General features: G+C 63.3%; 10 protein-coding genes. 4 read left to right on the forward strand and 6 right to left on the reverse strand.

Annotated elements, in window-relative coordinates; translation table 11 throughout:
* Positions 1-28: 28 nt before the first annotated feature.
* Entirely contained in the window at positions 29-310 is a 282-nt protein-coding gene (locus tag NKJ93_RS06170; protein ID WP_023719739.1) for a hypothetical protein, read from the reverse strand.
* A 198-nt stretch (positions 311-508) separates the two neighbouring features.
* Here NKJ93_RS06170 and typA point away from each other — a divergent pair, with 198 nt between their 5' ends.
* Positions 509-2338 carry a translational GTPase TypA gene (gene typA / locus NKJ93_RS06175; protein ID WP_023719738.1) on the forward strand — a complete coding sequence of 610 codons (1830 nt, stop codon included), beginning with the start codon at positions 509-511 and terminating at the stop codon, positions 2336-2338.
* 57 nt (positions 2339-2395) lie between these two features.
* Here typA and NKJ93_RS06180 read toward each other — a convergent pair whose 3' ends face one another.
* On the reverse strand, positions 2396-3022 hold the full coding sequence (locus tag NKJ93_RS06180) for a DUF1062 domain-containing protein (protein WP_023719737.1): 627 nt from the start codon (positions 3020-3022) through the stop codon (positions 2396-2398).
* A 395-nt stretch (positions 3023-3417) separates the two neighbouring features.
* On the opposite strand from NKJ93_RS06180, the gene NKJ93_RS06185 reads away from it, so the two are divergent.
* Positions 3418-4032 (forward strand): LysE family translocator, encoded by a 615-nt coding sequence (locus NKJ93_RS06185; RefSeq protein WP_023719736.1) that lies wholly within the window; start codon positions 3418-3420, stop codon positions 4030-4032.
* 9 nt (positions 4033-4041) lie between these two features.
* Here the strand turns inward: NKJ93_RS06185 and NKJ93_RS06190 are convergent, their stop codons facing one another.
* On the reverse strand, positions 4042-4365 hold the full coding sequence (locus NKJ93_RS06190) for a YciI family protein (RefSeq protein WP_023678126.1): 324 nt from the start codon (positions 4363-4365) through the stop codon (positions 4042-4044).
* A 123-nt stretch (positions 4366-4488) separates the two neighbouring features.
* Positions 4489-5052: a peroxidase-related enzyme gene (locus NKJ93_RS06195; RefSeq protein ID WP_023719735.1), complete on the reverse strand. Its 564-nt coding sequence runs from the start codon at positions 5050-5052 to the stop codon at positions 4489-4491.
* Between the two features lie 134 nt (positions 5053-5186).
* Between NKJ93_RS06195 and NKJ93_RS06200 the strand changes: the two genes are divergently transcribed.
* On the forward strand, positions 5187-9971 hold the full coding sequence (locus tag NKJ93_RS06200; protein WP_352588165.1) for an NAD-glutamate dehydrogenase: 4785 nt from the start codon (positions 5187-5189) through the stop codon (positions 9969-9971).
* Between the two features lie 185 nt (positions 9972-10156).
* Positions 10157-11533 carry an MFS transporter gene (locus NKJ93_RS06205; protein WP_352480971.1) on the forward strand — a complete coding sequence of 459 codons (1377 nt, stop codon included), beginning with the start codon at positions 10157-10159 and terminating at the stop codon, positions 11531-11533.
* A 40-nt stretch (positions 11534-11573) separates the two neighbouring features.
* Here the strand turns inward: NKJ93_RS06205 and purH are convergent, their stop codons facing one another.
* The gene (purH, locus tag NKJ93_RS06210; protein ID WP_352588168.1) at positions 11574-13190 is read right to left on the reverse strand and encodes a bifunctional phosphoribosylaminoimidazolecarboxamide formyltransferase/IMP cyclohydrolase; all 1617 of its coding nucleotides are present in this window, start codon (positions 13188-13190) and stop codon (positions 11574-11576) included.
* 84 nt (positions 13191-13274) lie between these two features.
* Positions 13275-15023 carry a heparinase II/III family protein gene (locus tag NKJ93_RS06215; protein ID WP_352588171.1) on the reverse strand — a complete coding sequence of 583 codons (1749 nt, stop codon included), beginning with the start codon at positions 15021-15023 and terminating at the stop codon, positions 13275-13277.
* Positions 15024-15096 lie beyond the last annotated feature (73 nt).

Consider the following 15096-nt stretch of genomic DNA (forward strand, 5'->3'; position numbering starts at 1 on the left):
TCGGGCCAGCCCGAGGGTAGGACGTGTATCAATCGGGATAGCAGACGACGGGAATGTTGGGCCAGACGGCGCTGTCGCATCCGGCATTTTGCTGCCTTTGCTTGAAGGCGGCGCTGACTGGCCCGGTCACCACCGGGTCGACGCCATCGGGAGCATCGGCAAAAAGCTGCTCCGCCGACCGCTTGTCGGACGGCAGGGCAGTCCGCGTCTCCTTGAACGACGCGGCCGACTGCGCCGCGCCTGCCGCGAGGAGGACGGCGAGTGCGCTACATGCCAAAATCGGCCGGAGTCTGCTGCCTGCGTCGATCATGAAATTCGAACTGCCCGGACCATGAAAGGTTCCGCCTTGGTTAATAATTCCACTTCACACCAAGACATTTAAGATTTGGTGACTTTATTTGGTGACTCGCCTCCTCTTTCGCAATTGCGAAAAACCCTGTATGAGCCGCCCAACCGAAAGAGGCAGCGCCTTTTGGCCTGCTGCCTGCAACGCTCCCGAGACCAAAACATGAAAATCCGCAATATCGCGATCATCGCGCACGTCGACCATGGAAAAACCACCCTCGTCGATCAGCTCCTGAAACAGTCCGGCTCGTTCCGCGACAACCAGCGTGTCGCCGAGCGCGCCATGGATTCGAACGATCTCGAAAAGGAACGCGGCATCACCATCCTGGCCAAGGCGACCTCGGTCGACTGGAAGGGCACCCGCATCAACATCGTCGACACGCCCGGCCACGCCGACTTCGGCGGTGAGGTCGAGCGCATCCTGTCGATGGTGGATTCGGCCATCGTGCTGGTCGACGCCGCCGAGGGGCCGATGCCGCAGACCAAATTCGTCGTCGGCAAGGCGCTCAAGGTCGGACTGAAGCCGATCGTCGTCATCAACAAGATCGACCGGCCGGATGCTCGCCACGTCGAGGTGGTCAACGAGGTGTTCGACCTGTTTGCCGCGCTTGACGCGACCGACGAGCAACTCGACTTCCCGATCCTTTACGGTTCGGGCCGTGACGGCTGGGTCTCCGAAAACCCCGAAGGTCCGAAGGACCAGGCTCTGGCGCCGCTGTTCGACCTCGTCATCAAGCACGTGCCGGCGCCGACCGTTCATCCTGGCCCGTTCCGCATGATCGGCACCATTCTGGAAGCCAATCCGTTCCTCGGCCGCATCATCACCGGCCGTATCGAATCCGGCACGCTGAAATCCAACCAGGCGGTCAAGGTGCTGCACCATGATGGCACCCAGGTCGAAACCGGCCGCATCTCGAAGATCCTTGCTTTTCGCGGGCTCGAGCGCCAGCCCATCGACGAAGCGCAGGCAGGCGACATCGTCGCCATCGCCGGCTTGTCGAAAGGCACCGTCGCCGACACGTTCTGCGACCTGTCGGTGACCGAGCCGCTGCACGCGCAGCCTATCGATCCGCCGACGGTGACGATGTCGTTCCTGGTCAACGATTCACCGCTGGCGGGCACCGAAGGCGACAAGGTGACCAGCCGCGTCATCCGGGACCGCCTGCTGCGCGAGGCCGAAGGCAATGTCGCGCTGAAGATCGAGGAATCGCCGGACAAGGATTCGTTCTTCGTCTCCGGACGCGGCGAATTGCAGCTGGCCGTGCTGATCGAGACGATGCGCCGCGAAGGTTTTGAGATCGCCGTGTCGCGGCCGCGCGTCGTCATGCAGAAGGGCGAGAACGGCGAATTGCTGGAGCCGGTCGAGGAAGTCGTCATCGACGTTGACGAGGAGCATGCCGGCGTCGTCGTGCAAAAAATGTCGGAGCGCAAGGCCGAGATGGTCGAGCTGCGCCCTTCGGGCGGCAATCGCCAGCGCATCGTTTTCCACGCGCCGACGCGCGGCCTGATCGGCTACCAGTCGGAACTGCTGACCGACACGCGCGGCACCGCCGTGATGAACCGGCTGTTCCATGCCTATGAGCCTTACAAGGGTGAGCTGCCGGGCCGCACCAACGGCGTGCTGATCTCCAACGAACAGGGTGAATCGGTGGCCTATGCCATGTGGAACCTGGAAGACCGCGGCCCGATGGTCATCGACCCCGGCGTCAAGGTCTATCAGGGCATGATCATCGGCATCCATTCCAGGGACAACGACCTCGAAGTCAACGTGCTCAAGGGCAAGAAGCTGACGAACATCCGCGCCGCCGGCAAGGACGAGGCAGTGAAGCTGACGCCGCCGATCCGCATGACGCTGGAACGCGCGCTGGCCTGGATCCAGGACGACGAGCTGGTCGAAGTGACGCCGAAAACCATCCGCCTGCGCAAGCTCTATCTCGACCCGAACGAGCGCAAGCGTTTCGAGAAGTCGGCGAAAGTGGTCGGCGCGGCGTAAGCCACTTTTCTCAGCCATTATGAGGGAGGGAGCACGTGCGTGCTTCCTCCCTCTATCTTACCCGCCGGCAGCCGCGATAATGCCGTCCCGGTCTGGATTACTAGACAGGTCGATGCGGATCGCCGTTCCCGCTCGGGCTGGCCTGCGCAAGGCTTTGGCCCCGTCCGGACCAACGGCCAGCAATCGCTTCTCTTCCCAAACCTGAAGCCGCGATCGCGAGATACCGAGTTCGTTGGCGAGCAACCGGTCGAGCCGCAGCGCTGTCGGCATTTCGAGCTCGAGCTGGAGTTCGAGGCCGGCGGTGTTTTCCGGCCTGTCCCCGAGCACCTGCTTATGAACGGCGGCTTCAGGAAATTCCTCGACGCGCCCGATCCTGCTTCGCAATGCGGCAATATCGAAAGCATGGCGCCGCGCCAGGACCGGATCGTTGCATTCGAGCGCCTGCAGCAGGGCCGGCTCGATGTCGCGGCGATTGCAGCGCTCCAGAATGCCGAAATTCCAGGAATTGTCGCAATCGATGCACCGGTAGATCAACCAGGCATCAATGCGTTTGCCATTAGCATTGACCCGGAATTTGCCGCTGCAGCGATAGGCTTTCAGGCCACCGCAGCGATTGCAGTTGAGGTGAGGTCGCGGTGCGGTCTTGGGCGCGATCGCCCAGCGGATACGCAGTATCGAAGGCATGCCGAAAAGCCCTTCCCGTCGGGAAGTTCGTCAGATCGGCGATGTCGAGATGCCCCTGCGGGCACGGCGTGGCGAGAGACTGCGGCAGTTGGAAATAAGCGTCGCGGGTGATTGTGCGCGACAGCGGTTCAGCAGTGCCAAACCGGTCTCGAACCGCCACCCTGAGGAACACATGATGTGAAAACAGGCGCCGCGACTGCGACGCCCTGCTCTGTGTTGGGGGAGTTGGCGAGACCGGCGGTTACGTAGGCAAAGTGAAGCTCGAAATGATGTCGGGACGACATTTCTAGCCGCGAGGTGCCCAGCCGACAAGCCTTCTTTCGGTAGACGCTACCGTCGTCGGAACAGTTGGGTTATGTTGAATGACTCCAAAAGTTTCTAACGAGATCCGCGTCATGCATTTCACGTCGCTTCTGATTTTTGCCGGCGCCCTGCTTGTTGCCGCCGGCTCGCCGGGCCCGTCGATTGCCGCACTTGTGGCGCGGGTCATCGCAAAAGGGTTTCGCGACGTGTTTCCGTTCCTGCTTGCCATGTGGATTGGCGAAGCGATCTGGCTGTCACTGGCGGTGTTTGGCCTCGCCGTGGTGGCGCAGACGTTCCACTTCGCCTTTGTCGTCGTGAAATGGGTTGGCGTCGTCTATCTCGCCTGGCTTGCCTGGAAGATGTGGACGGCACCGGTCGAGGCAAAAGAAGGCTCGCTGCCGCGCGACGATTCGCCCGTCAGACTGTTCTTTGCCGGCATGGCGGTGACGCTCGGCAACCCCAAGATCATGATGTTCTATCTGGCGCTGCTGCCGACCATCATCGATCTCGGTTCAGTCCGCGTGATCGGCTGGGTCGAGCTGACGGCGACCATGGCCGTGGTGCTGGTCGCCATCGATTTGACATGGGTGCTCGCCGCATCGCAGGCGCGCAAGCTCTTGAGGAGCAAGCGGGCGATGAAGATCGCCAACCGCATCAGCGCCGGCACCATGGCCGGCGCTGCGGCGGCGATCGCGGCGCGGTCCTGAGCCGGCGCGTCAACCCATTTCAATTATCGGTGCGATCTCGACGCTGAAACCCGGGTCCGTCAGGATAGGACAATCCTTGGCTTTGCCGACGGCATCGTCGATGTCTTTCGCTTCGATGATGGTGTAACCGGCGGTTGGATTGCTGCCGCCATTGTTCTCGACCTTGCCGCCGGGCAGCAGGGTCTTCGACATGCCGACTGGATTGCCACCGTCGACCACGGCTGAGCCAAGCTTGCCGTACCAGCCGTTCCAGGCATCCATCGCTGCCTTCCGTTCGGCCTCCTCGGTCGGCATCTTGCCCGAGCCGTGATAGACGTAGAGAAATTTCGCCATGTTCTCCTCCTTTGATCGGCGGCATCGAACCGGCATGCGGTCATGCCGCATGCCGATCATCGGACCAAACCGGCAAACAAGCAACGAGAATGCGATGTAGCTAATATATACGACCGCGGTGCCCTATCGCGCCATCGCGTGATATTCATCGTTCGGCCGCATATCGATCGCCGATGCCAGCCGGTTCGACATGTTGAAGAACGCGGCAGTCGAGGCGATATCCCAGATGTCGCGGTCGGAAAAGCCCACTTGCCGCAGCGCCGCCCGGTCGGCTGCGACGATCTTTGCCGGCTGCTCGGTCAGCTTCACCGCGAATTCGAGCATGGCGCGCTGCCTGTCTGACAGCTCGGCGGCGCGAAAATTCATCACCATCATCTCGCCGAAGGCCGGGTCGCCGGAAAGCTGGCGCACGGCCGCGCCATGTGCAACCAGGCAATAATAGCAATGGTTGACCGATGAGACGACCACCGCGATCATCTCTCGCTCCAGCTTCGACAGGCCGGATTCACCCAGCATCAAATCATTGTACATGTCGGTGAAAGCGCGCAGCTTCTTCTCGTCGAAGGCGTAGGCGAGCAGCACATTGGGAACGAGGCCGAGCTTCTCCCGGCATTTGGCGAAATAGGCGTTGGTCGCTTCGCTCAGCTCCGCCGGTGCGAGGTCAAGCGCGGTGATTTTGTCTGTCATAGGGGATTTCTCCTCGTTTTCCGCCAGGCTGCCGGTGAATTCCGACATTTCGTCGCAAGCCGTCAAACCTTTGTCGCCAAATACCCGTCATCTGCTACGATAGTTGTAAAAACATGACGGGAGGGAATTAGCTCATGGCCGGCCTGAAATCCGCAAGCCAGTTGAAAAAGATGAGTCCGGCCAAGGGCAGCGAAAAGCCCGGCAGGCTTGCCGACTACTTGCTGGCCCGAGCTCCGGCCGAAGATGTCGCCGCCTACGACGTCATCGATCTCGAACGCGCTGCCGAACTCGCCGGCCGCGCTGTCGCCCGGCACAAGAAGGACGACTGCGTCGTTGCCATAGACGTCGATTCCGGTGTCGTCCGCCAAGGCCGGCCGATGACGGTGATCACCGTCGTCAACGACAACATGCCGTTCCTGTTCGATTCCGTCCTCGGTGAGATTACAGAGAGCGCCGGCGAGCCGCTGCTGGTTACCCACCCGGTCATCGTGGTCAGGCACGGCAAGAACGGCGTCGAGGAAATCCTCGGCGATGGCGGTTATGCCAAGGGCGAGCACAGCCATGACCGGCTGAGCGTCATCCATGTCCATATCGGCCGCCTTTCGGCCGAGCAGGCCGAAGGCCTTTCCGCACGCCTGACGAAGCTGCTCGGTCAGGTGCGCGCCGCCGTCATCGACTGGAAGCCGATGCTTGCCCGCCTCGACCAGGCGATCTCGGAATTCCGCTACTCGCCGGTGCCGCTCGACAAGGCCCTTGTCACCGAGGCGATCGCCTTCCTCGAATGGCTGCGCGACGACAATTTCACCTTTCTAGGCATGCGTGAATTCAAATACACCGGCGGCGAGAAGAGCGGCATGCTCGAGCGTGCCGAAAAGCCCGGCCTCGGCATCCTTTCCGATCCCGACGTGCTGGTGCTCAGGCGTGGCACCGAAGCGGTGAGCACGACGCCGGAAATCCGCGCCTTCCTGCATGGGCCGGAACCGCTGATCGTCACCAAGGCCAACGCCAAGTCATCGGTGCACCGCCGCATCTACCTCGACTACATCGGCGTCAAGACCTACACCGGCAAAGGCGTGCTTTCGGGCGAGCTGCGCATCGTCGGACTGTTCACCTCGACTGCTTATACGCGCTCGGTGATGAAAATCCCCTATCTGCGCTCGAAGGCCGAAACCGTCATTGCCAAATCCGGCTTCAATCCCGGCGACCACTCCGGCAAGGCATTGATCAACGTGCTGGAGAGCTATCCGCGCGACGAGTTGTTCCAGGTTCCGGTGCCGATCCTGCGCAAGCATGCCGAAGCCATACTGGGATTGATCGAGCGGCCGCGCGTCAGGGCATTGGTGCGTGTCGACCAGTTCGACCGCTTCGTCTCCGTGCTCGTCTTCGTGCCGCGCGACCGCTACGACAGCGTCGTGCGCGAGAAGATCGGCACCTATCTGAAGACCGTCTTCGAAGGCCGGCTGTCGGCCTATTATCCGGCCTTCCCGGAAGGCGGGCTGGCGCGCGTCCACTTCATCATCGGCCGCTCCGGCGGCAAGACGCCGAAGGTCGAGCAGGCGACGATCGAGGCGGCGATTCGCGACATCGTACGGACCTGGGACGATGCACTGCGCGAGACCGCGACCGAGACCGGGGCCGACGCGAAGCTAACGGCCATCGCCTCGCGCTTTTCGGAAAGTTATCGCGACAGTTTCCCGCCGGCCGTGGCGCTGGCCGATGCCGGGCGCATCGCCAGGCTCGATGCGTCAAATCCGATCGCCATCGACTATTACCGTCACGCCGACCAGAAGCCGCATCAGGCGGCGCTGAAAATCTATCACCATGGCAGCCCGGTGGCGCTGTCGCGGCGCGTGCCCGTGCTGGAAAACATCGGTTTCCGCGTCATCAGCGAGCGTACTTTCGAGGTCGGCGACAATCAATCCGGCATGGTCTTCATCCACGACATGGAACTTGAGAACAGCTACGGCAGGCCGATCGACCTCGGCAATGGCGGCGCGCTGTTCGAGGACGCGTTCCTTTCCGTCTGGCGCGGCAATGTCGACAATGACGGCTATAACGGCCTCGCCCAGACCGCAGGCCTGTGGTCGGGCGAGATCACCGTCCTGCGCGCCTATGGCCGCTATCTGCAGCAGGCCGGTATCCCGCAGAGCCAGGATTTCATCGCCGCCGCACTCAACCGCTATCCCGAGATCGCCCGCGGACTGCATGCGCTGTTCGTCGCCCGCCTCGGCCCGACGGATGAGACGGAAGGCGTCGTTCAGGCCAAACATCTGAAGGCCAAGATCACGGATGCGCTGGAAGACGTTCCCAACATCGACGACGACACCATCATCCGACGTTATCTGAACCTGATCGAAGCCTCGCTGCGCACCAATCATTTCGTTGCCGATACGAAAGAGAAGGGCCAATCACTGGCGATCAAGCTCGATTCGCAATCGGTCGACGGGCTGCCGGCGCCGCGGCCATGGCGCGAGATCTTCGTCTATGGCTCCGAGGTCGAGGGCGTGCATCTGCGCTTCGGCCCGGTCGCGCGCGGCGGCCTGCGCTGGTCGGACCGTGCGCAGGACTATCGCACCGAGGTGCTTGGCCTGGTCAAGGCACAGCAGGTCAAGAATGCGGTGATCGTGCCGGTTGGCGCCAAGGGCGGCTTCTACCCGAAAAAGCTGCCGATGAGCGCCGGGCGCGACGCCATTTTCGAGGCCGGCACGGCCGCCTACAAGAATTACGTTTCCAGCCTGTTGTCGATCACCGACAATATCGGCCTGGACGGCGTCATCCCGCCAGCCGGCGTGGTGCGGCGCGATCAGGATGATCCGTATTTCGTCGTCGCCGCGGACAAGGGAACGGCGACCTTCTCGGACACCGCCAACGCCATAAGCGAAAGGCACGGCTTCTGGCTCGACGACGCTTTCGCCAGCGGCGGTTCGGCCGGATACGACCACAAGAAGATGGGCATCACCGCGAAGGGCGCCTGGGAAGCAGTCAAGCGGCATTTCCGCGAGATGAACCGCGACATCCAAACCACGCCGTTCACTGTCGTCGGCGTCGGCGACATGTCGGGCGACGTGTTCGGCAACGGCATGCTGCTGTCGGAGCAGACCCGGCTGATAGCCGCCTTTGATCATCGCGACATCTTCATCGATCCCGATCCCGACATGGCGGCTTCGATGGCCGAGCGCCGGCGTATGTTCGCTCTCGCCCGTTCAAGCTGGCAGGATTACGACAAGACGAAGCTGTCGGAGGGCGGCATCATCGTCTCGCGCAGCCAGAAGTCGATCACCTTGCCGGCGCCCGCGGCTGCGGCGATCGGCCTCGGCAAGACAACGGCCACGCCAGTCGAGATCATGAGTGCCATTCTCAAGGCGCCGGCAGACCTTTTGTGGTTTGGCGGCATCGGCACCTATGTCAGGGCATCGGGCGAGACCAACCAGGACGTCGGCGACCGTGCCAATGACGCGATCCGCATCACCGCGCTCGACCTGCGTGCCAAGGTCATCGGTGAGGGGGCCAATCTCGGCGTCACGCAGCGGGCGCGCATCGAATTCGGATTGAATGGCGGCCGCTGCAACTCAGATGCGATCGACAATTCGGGCGGCGTGAATTGCTCCGACGTCGAGGTCAACATCAAGATCGCGCTGGCTTCCGCCATGCGCAAGGGATCGCTGACCCGGCCGGCGCGCAACAAATTGCTGGCCGAGATGACCGATGAGGTCAGCGCCCTGGTGCTGTCCAACAATTACCAGCAGACGCTGGCGCTGTCCCTTGCCCGTAAGCGCGGGCTCGCCGACATCGCCCATCAGAGCCGCTTCATGGCGGCGCTGGAGGCGCGCGGACTGCTCGACCGTGCCGTCGAGGCGCTGCCGTCGCCGGCGGCCTTTGCCGAGCGCGAGACGCGCGGTGAGCCGCTGACCCGGGCCGAGCTCGGCGTGCTGCTCGCCTATGCCAAGATCGTGCTGTTTTCCGATATCGTCGCCAGCGACATGCCGGACGATCCGCATTTCGACCGTGATCTGATGGGCTATTTCCCCGATCGCATGGCGAAGAAATATGCGGGAGAAATCCACGGCCATCGGCTGCGCCGCGAGATCATCGCCCGTGTCGTCGCCAATGATCTGGTCAATCGCGGCGGCCCGTCCTTCGTCAACAGGCTGCAGGAAGCGACTGGCCGCAGTGCCGCCGATGTCGTGCGCACCTTCGCCGTGGTGCGGGATGGCTTTGCGCTGCCGGCGCTCTACCGGCAGATCGACGCGCTCGACAACCAGATCGACGGACAGATCCAGCTCGACCTCTATCAGGCGGTCAGCCGGCTGATCTATGTGACCAGCGGCTGGTACCTGAAGAACGATGCCGGCACCGCGCCGCTCGGGCAGCGGATCACCGAATTGCAGGATGCGCGCAAGGCGTTGGAGCCGAAGCTCGTGTCGCTGCTGCCGGCCTTCTCTCGCGAGCGGATCGAGGAGCGGCGGCACGGCCTGTCGAAGGGCGGCGCGCCCGAGAGCCTTGCCGAGCAACTGGCGTTGACCGATGTGGCGGAGCTCATCCCCGACATTGCGCTGACGGCGCGGACGGCAAATGCCAGCATCGTCGCTGCCGCCAAGGCGTTTTTTTCAGTCAGCGATGTCTTCCGCATCCCGCGCGTCGAAGATGCGGCGCGCTCGATCACGCCCTCGGATTATTATGATCAACTGGCGCTTTTCCGCGCCACCGACATGATCGGCGCGGCCAGGCGCGGCATCGCCGTGGCGGCACTCACCAGTCATGCCGAGGCGGCGGATCCGGTGACAGCATGGCTGGAGGCCGGCGGCGAACGGGTCGGACGCATCCGCGAGCGGCTGCAGGCTCTGACCGAGGGCGGCGACATCACCGTGTCCCGGCTGTCGGTGGCGTCCGGCCTGATGAGTGATCTGACGGCGCTGTGAGACGTCTTCACATCGCGCGGTATTGCCAGGAAGAACTGCGCTATAGAGCGAACGGCGCGCTGCTTTGGGGCGCCGGAGCATGATCGCGAACGTAACGATCGGCTTTTGGACAAGATCGTGCTCAACAACAAGACGGAGCATCATGCCGATTCGATCGGCACGGAGCAAGCTCCAGCGGAGGGGACATGGCTGAGATCGCAGTGCAGCGTGCGTCGGGACGCGGCATCTGGGGATGGATGCTGTTCGACTGGGCGGCCCAGCCGTTCTTCACGGTCGTCACCACCTTCATCTTCGGTCCTTATTTCGTCTCGCGCATGGCCAGCAATCCGGAGACGGGGCAAGCGGCCTGGGGCTACGGCATTGCCGCCGCCGGCCTCGTCATCGCCGTTTTGTCGCCGATCCTCGGCTCGATCGCCGATCAGACCGGACCACGCAAACCGTGGATAGCCTTCTTCGCCGCGGTCAAGATCACCAGCCTCACCTTGCTGTGGTTCGCCGCGCCCGGCTCCAACCTTTTTCTGGTCGTGGCGTTGTTCTCGCTGGCATCGGTCGCGGCTGAATTCTCGACCGTGTTCAATGACTCGATGATGCCGCGCCTGGTGCCGAAGAGCGACATCGGCAGGATCTCGAACATGGCTTGGGGGCTCGGCTATCTCGGTGGCATGATCGCGCTAATCTTCGTCGTTACCGTCATGGCCGGCTCGCCTGAAACCGGCAAGACCGTCGTCGGGCTCGACCCGATCTTCGGCCTTGACCCCAGGCTCGGCGAGGACGCGCGCGCCACCGGACCGTTGTCGGCGGCCTGGTATTTCCTGTTCATCCTGCCGATGTTCTTTTTCACGCCTGATGCGATCAAAGGCATTCCAATCGGGCCGGCGGTGCGCGAGGGCCTGTCGGAACTGAAGTCGACGCTAGCCGAAGTAAGCAAGCGCAGCGGTATTTTTCGCTTTCTCGTCGCCCGCATGATCTATCAGGACGGCGTCAACGCGCTGCTGGCGCTGGGCGGAACGTTTGCGGCGGCAATGTTCCATTGGTCGATCACAGAGATCGGCCTGTTCGGCATCATCCTCAACGTCGTTGCCATCGTCGGCTGCGTGGTTGCCGCACGCCTCGACACTGCACTGGGTTCCAAGACCATAGTGATGATTTCGCTGGTCATGCTGAGCATTGCCACGATCGGCATCGTCTCGACCGGCCCGGGCTATACGCTGTTCGGCGCCTGGGTGATGCCCGGACTGGACGGCGGCGGACTGTTCGGCACGGCGGCGGAAAAAGCCTACATTTTCTACGGCCTGCTGATCGGGCTTGCCTTCGGGCCGGTGCAGGCATCGTCGCGCTCCTACATGGCGCGCAGCGTCTCCGCAGCCGAATCCGGCCGCTATTTCGGCATCTATGCGCTGGCCGGTCGGGCAACAAGTTTTGCAGCGCCCTTCATGGTGGCCACGATCACCCTGGCCAGCGGCTCGGCGCGGCTCGGAATGGCGGCGATCGTGCTGTTCCTCGGCGCAGGCATGGCGATCCTGATCGGCACGCCCTATCCGGCGGATCGGCCGGCGGAGTGAGCTGCTCTTCCCTTCTCCCACAGGGACAGGGGGAGGGAGTTCAATGCCGGAAGTGCCTCACTCCGGTGAAGACCATGGCAATGCCGTGAGCGTCGGCGGCGGCGATGACGTCGTCGTCGCGCATCGAGCCGCCGGGCTGGATGACGGCGGTGGCGCCGGCTTCGATTGCCGACAAAAGCCCATCCGCGAACGGGAAAAAGGCATCCGAGGCGACGACCGAGCCCTTGGTCAAAGGCTCCGTCAGACCGGCAGCGTCGGCCGCGTCGAGCGCCTTGCGCGCGGCGATGCGCGAGGAATCGACACGGCTCATCTGGCCGGCGCCGATGCCGACGGTGGCGCCGTCCCTGGCATAGACGATCGCGTTCGACTTGACGTGCTTTGCCACGCGAAAGGCGAATTTCAGATTGGCCATTTCGGCCGGCGTCGGAGCGCGCCGGGTCACCACCTTCAGCTCGAGGTCATCCACCACCGCATTGTCGCGGCCCTGGACGAGCAAGCCGCCAGCAACCGATTTCAAGCCAAGGCCCGCCGCGCGCGGGTCGGGCAGGCCGCCGGTGACCAGCAGGCGTAGATTCTTCTTGACGCCAATGATGCGGATTGCATCATCGGACGCCTCCGGTGCGATGATCACTTCGGTAAAGGTCTTGACGATCTCTTCGGCGGCTGCGGCATCGAGGATACGGTTCATGGCGACGATGCCGCCGTAGGCCGAGACCGGGTCGCAGGCCAGCGCCTTGGCATAGGCCGCTTGCAGCGAAGCGCCTTCGGCGACGCCGCACGGGTTGGCGTGCTTGATGATGGCTACCGCTGCGGAGCGGGTCGGATCGAACTCGCCGACCAGCTCGAAGGCGGCGTCGGTATCGTTGATGTTGTTGTAGGAAAGCTGCTTGCCCTGAAGCTGGCGTGCCGTGGCGACGCCCGGCCGCCTGTCGCCGTTGACATAGAAGCCGGCGCCCTGATGCTGGTTTTCGCCGTAGCGCATCACCGACTGCAGCCTGCCGCCGAAGGCGCGCCATGTCGGATGCTCGATCTCCAGCGCCTCGGCGAACCATCCCGAGATCGCCGCATCGTAGCTGGCGGTGCGGGCAAAGGCCTTGGCTGCCAACTTCTTGCGGAAATCCAGCGACAACGAGCCGAAATTCATCTCCAGCGCGTTGAGCACCGAGGCATAGTCGTCAGGGTCGGTGACGATGCCGACGTATGCGTGGTTCTTGGCCGAGGCACGGATCATCGCCGGGCCGCCGATGTCGATGTTTTCGACGATCGCGGCGTAGTCGGCGCCGGAGCGGCGCACCTCCTCGAATGGATAGAGATTGGAGACGACGAGATCGATCGGCTCAATGCCGTGGTCGCGCATCGCCGCGGCGTGCTCTGGATCGTCGCGAACGCCGAGCAGTGCACCATGCACCGACGGGTGCAGCGTCTTGACGCGCCCGTCCATGATCTCGGGAAAGCCGGTGAGCTCGGATACGTCGTGCACCGCCATGCCCGCATCGGCGAGGGCCTTTGCCGTGCCGCCGGTCGAGACCAGCTCGACGCCGGCCGAAGCCAGCGCCCTGGCGAAATCGATCAGGCCGGTCTTGTCGAAGACGGAGAGCAGCGCGCGACGGATGGGTACAAGGTCGGGCGCGGGAATATTCTTGGCGGCGACGGCCATGGGCTGGCGGCCTTTCCACGTGTGGTTGGAGAGCGTCCGCGGGCCGTAGCATATGAGGCCCGGAAATCAAGCCGCAAGGCTTGATCAGTGTCTGCCGTTGCCACCAGCTTCAGCTTTTTCCTGACGGCCGGCGATAATTGTCCGCGTCAGTTGCCAATGGACCTCGGGAATCTCCGAGGCCTTGAAGGCAAGCACGATCTGGCGGCTGCGGCGTGGGCCGCCAAGCCCGGCGAAATAGATCGATTCCTCGACCTCGGGTGCCACTTCGGTGGAGGTAAACACCCAGGTGTCGGCGTGGTCGGCGGTCAGCACCAGACGGTCATGCTCATCCTGGAGCACGTTTATGTCGGGATGGACATGGAAACGCACTGTAACGAAATCACGGCCATTGTTGCGGATAGAAGCGCCGCCCGGCCGCAGGAAGCGGTCCCTGCCGGCAAGCACATTGCCCTCGGTCGACAATTTCAGCTCGCGCTCATGCAGGAAGCCGAAGCGCGCCACATAGCCGTCATGGCGGGCGATGAAGCCCTGGCTGCCCTTCTGGTCGGTGCGCTTGCAAGGCACATGCTGCGGCCCGCCTATCAAAGGCGTGCCGAGCAGGTCGTTGACGCGCAAGGAGTGGTTGAAGCGCGCCGACGACGTGTCGTTGATGGTAGCGGTGGAGTGGGCGGCGGTGGCGCGGGCAAGCGGCCGGAACTCGGCGGCACCATAGGTGTCTATGCCGGCATTGACGATATAATGCTGGCGGCCCGACGACAATTCGAAGGCGAGGCATCCGGCGTGAGCAGCATTGGACACGTCGACGGGCGGCGGCGGGCCGGTATCGGCGATCACCGTGACACCACCCATCGACAGGCGCTCATAACCCGAATGCGGCGCGTGCAGCAGTGGTGCGCCGGCGGTGTCGTCGTGATGCAGGATGCTGGCGATGCGGTCGTGGATGGTGGCGCCCATGCCGTTGAAGCGGGCAAGGCTGCCATCCTGATGGCGAAAGAAGCGCAGTGCCGGCAGCATCCGGTCGATGGCGCCGATCAGGGCGGCCGGCGGTGTCTCGGCCTGATTGGCGTATGTCTGGCGCAATGGCAGAAGGTCGGCGAGGATTTCAAGCACGGTCATCGGATTACGCGAGATATGGCCGCCGTCAGGCAGGATCTGGCGGTCGAGCTCCTCGGCGAGATTGCGGGTGGCACCGCGCAGCGCCGAGGCCGGCGCCGGCAGCGACAAAGCGGCAAAGGCCAGCGCAATGCGGGCGCGCAGCCTGTCCTTGCCGTCCGGCATCTCGCGCACCATGGCGCGCAGATAGCGGATCTGGACGGCAAGCGATTTCAGGAACGCACGGTAGAACGGAAACTCGGCGCCCTGCAACACGATCGAGGAATGCTGCAGCCAGGCAATGACACGCTTGGCCGTCGTGCCGGGCTCCCAGGCGACGCCGGAAATATGGCTGCCATGGATTGCAATCCAGTCGGAAACCAACGCCCGCGCGTTGGCGGCGGCGAGCTCCGTGCTGGCGGCACGCATGTGGCGCAGCCAGCGAAAGCCATGCAGCGTTTTTTGCCAGCCGGGATTGGGCACGTCGATCTGGAAGGGCGATTTGCCACCGGTCTCGACCAGATGCCCCGAAAGCGGATAGCGGCCGTAATAGATATCGAGCGCGATCTGAGGATCGGCGAGGCGCAGGTCCGGCGGGGCAATCAGGACGCGCTCCGGCGTGCGGCCGGAGTAGCGCCAGCGATAGAGTGGCCCGGCGCGCAAGCGCCGGCGCGTCTTGCGCCAGAACTCCCTCGCGACAAGCGTCCACAGACGCGTCGTGTTACCGGCAGCGATTGCCAAAACCCCTCCTGATCGTCCTCACCCAAGCACAAGTTTATATGATTCAAGAACTTGTGCGAAGGCGAATTCCGCG

This window comes from Mesorhizobium sp. M0028 (assembly GCF_040323855.1).
Classification (GTDB): Bacteria; Pseudomonadota; Alphaproteobacteria; order Rhizobiales; family Rhizobiaceae; genus Mesorhizobium.

Coding starts and splice junctions, on each gene's coding strand:
- NKJ93_RS06170 (WP_023719739.1), bottom strand. CDS start 310: ATGATCGACGCAGGCAGCAGACTCCGGCCGATTTTGGCATGTAGCGCA.
- typA (WP_023719738.1), top strand. CDS start 509: ATGAAAATCCGCAATATCGCGATCATCGCGCACGTCGACCATGGAAAA.
- NKJ93_RS06180 (WP_023719737.1), bottom strand. CDS start 3,022: ATGCCTTCGATACTGCGTATCCGCTGGGCGATCGCGCCCAAGACCGCA.
- NKJ93_RS06185 (WP_023719736.1), top strand. CDS start 3,418: ATGCATTTCACGTCGCTTCTGATTTTTGCCGGCGCCCTGCTTGTTGCC.
- NKJ93_RS06190 (WP_023678126.1), bottom strand. CDS start 4,365: ATGGCGAAATTTCTCTACGTCTATCACGGCTCGGGCAAGATGCCGACC.
- NKJ93_RS06195 (WP_023719735.1), bottom strand. CDS start 5,052: ATGACAGACAAAATCACCGCGCTTGACCTCGCACCGGCGGAGCTGAGC.
- NKJ93_RS06200 (WP_352588165.1), top strand. CDS start 5,187: ATGGCCGGCCTGAAATCCGCAAGCCAGTTGAAAAAGATGAGTCCGGCC.
- NKJ93_RS06205 (WP_352480971.1), top strand. CDS start 10,157: ATGGCTGAGATCGCAGTGCAGCGTGCGTCGGGACGCGGCATCTGGGGA.
- purH (WP_352588168.1), bottom strand. CDS start 13,190: ATGGCCGTCGCCGCCAAGAATATTCCCGCGCCCGACCTTGTACCCATC.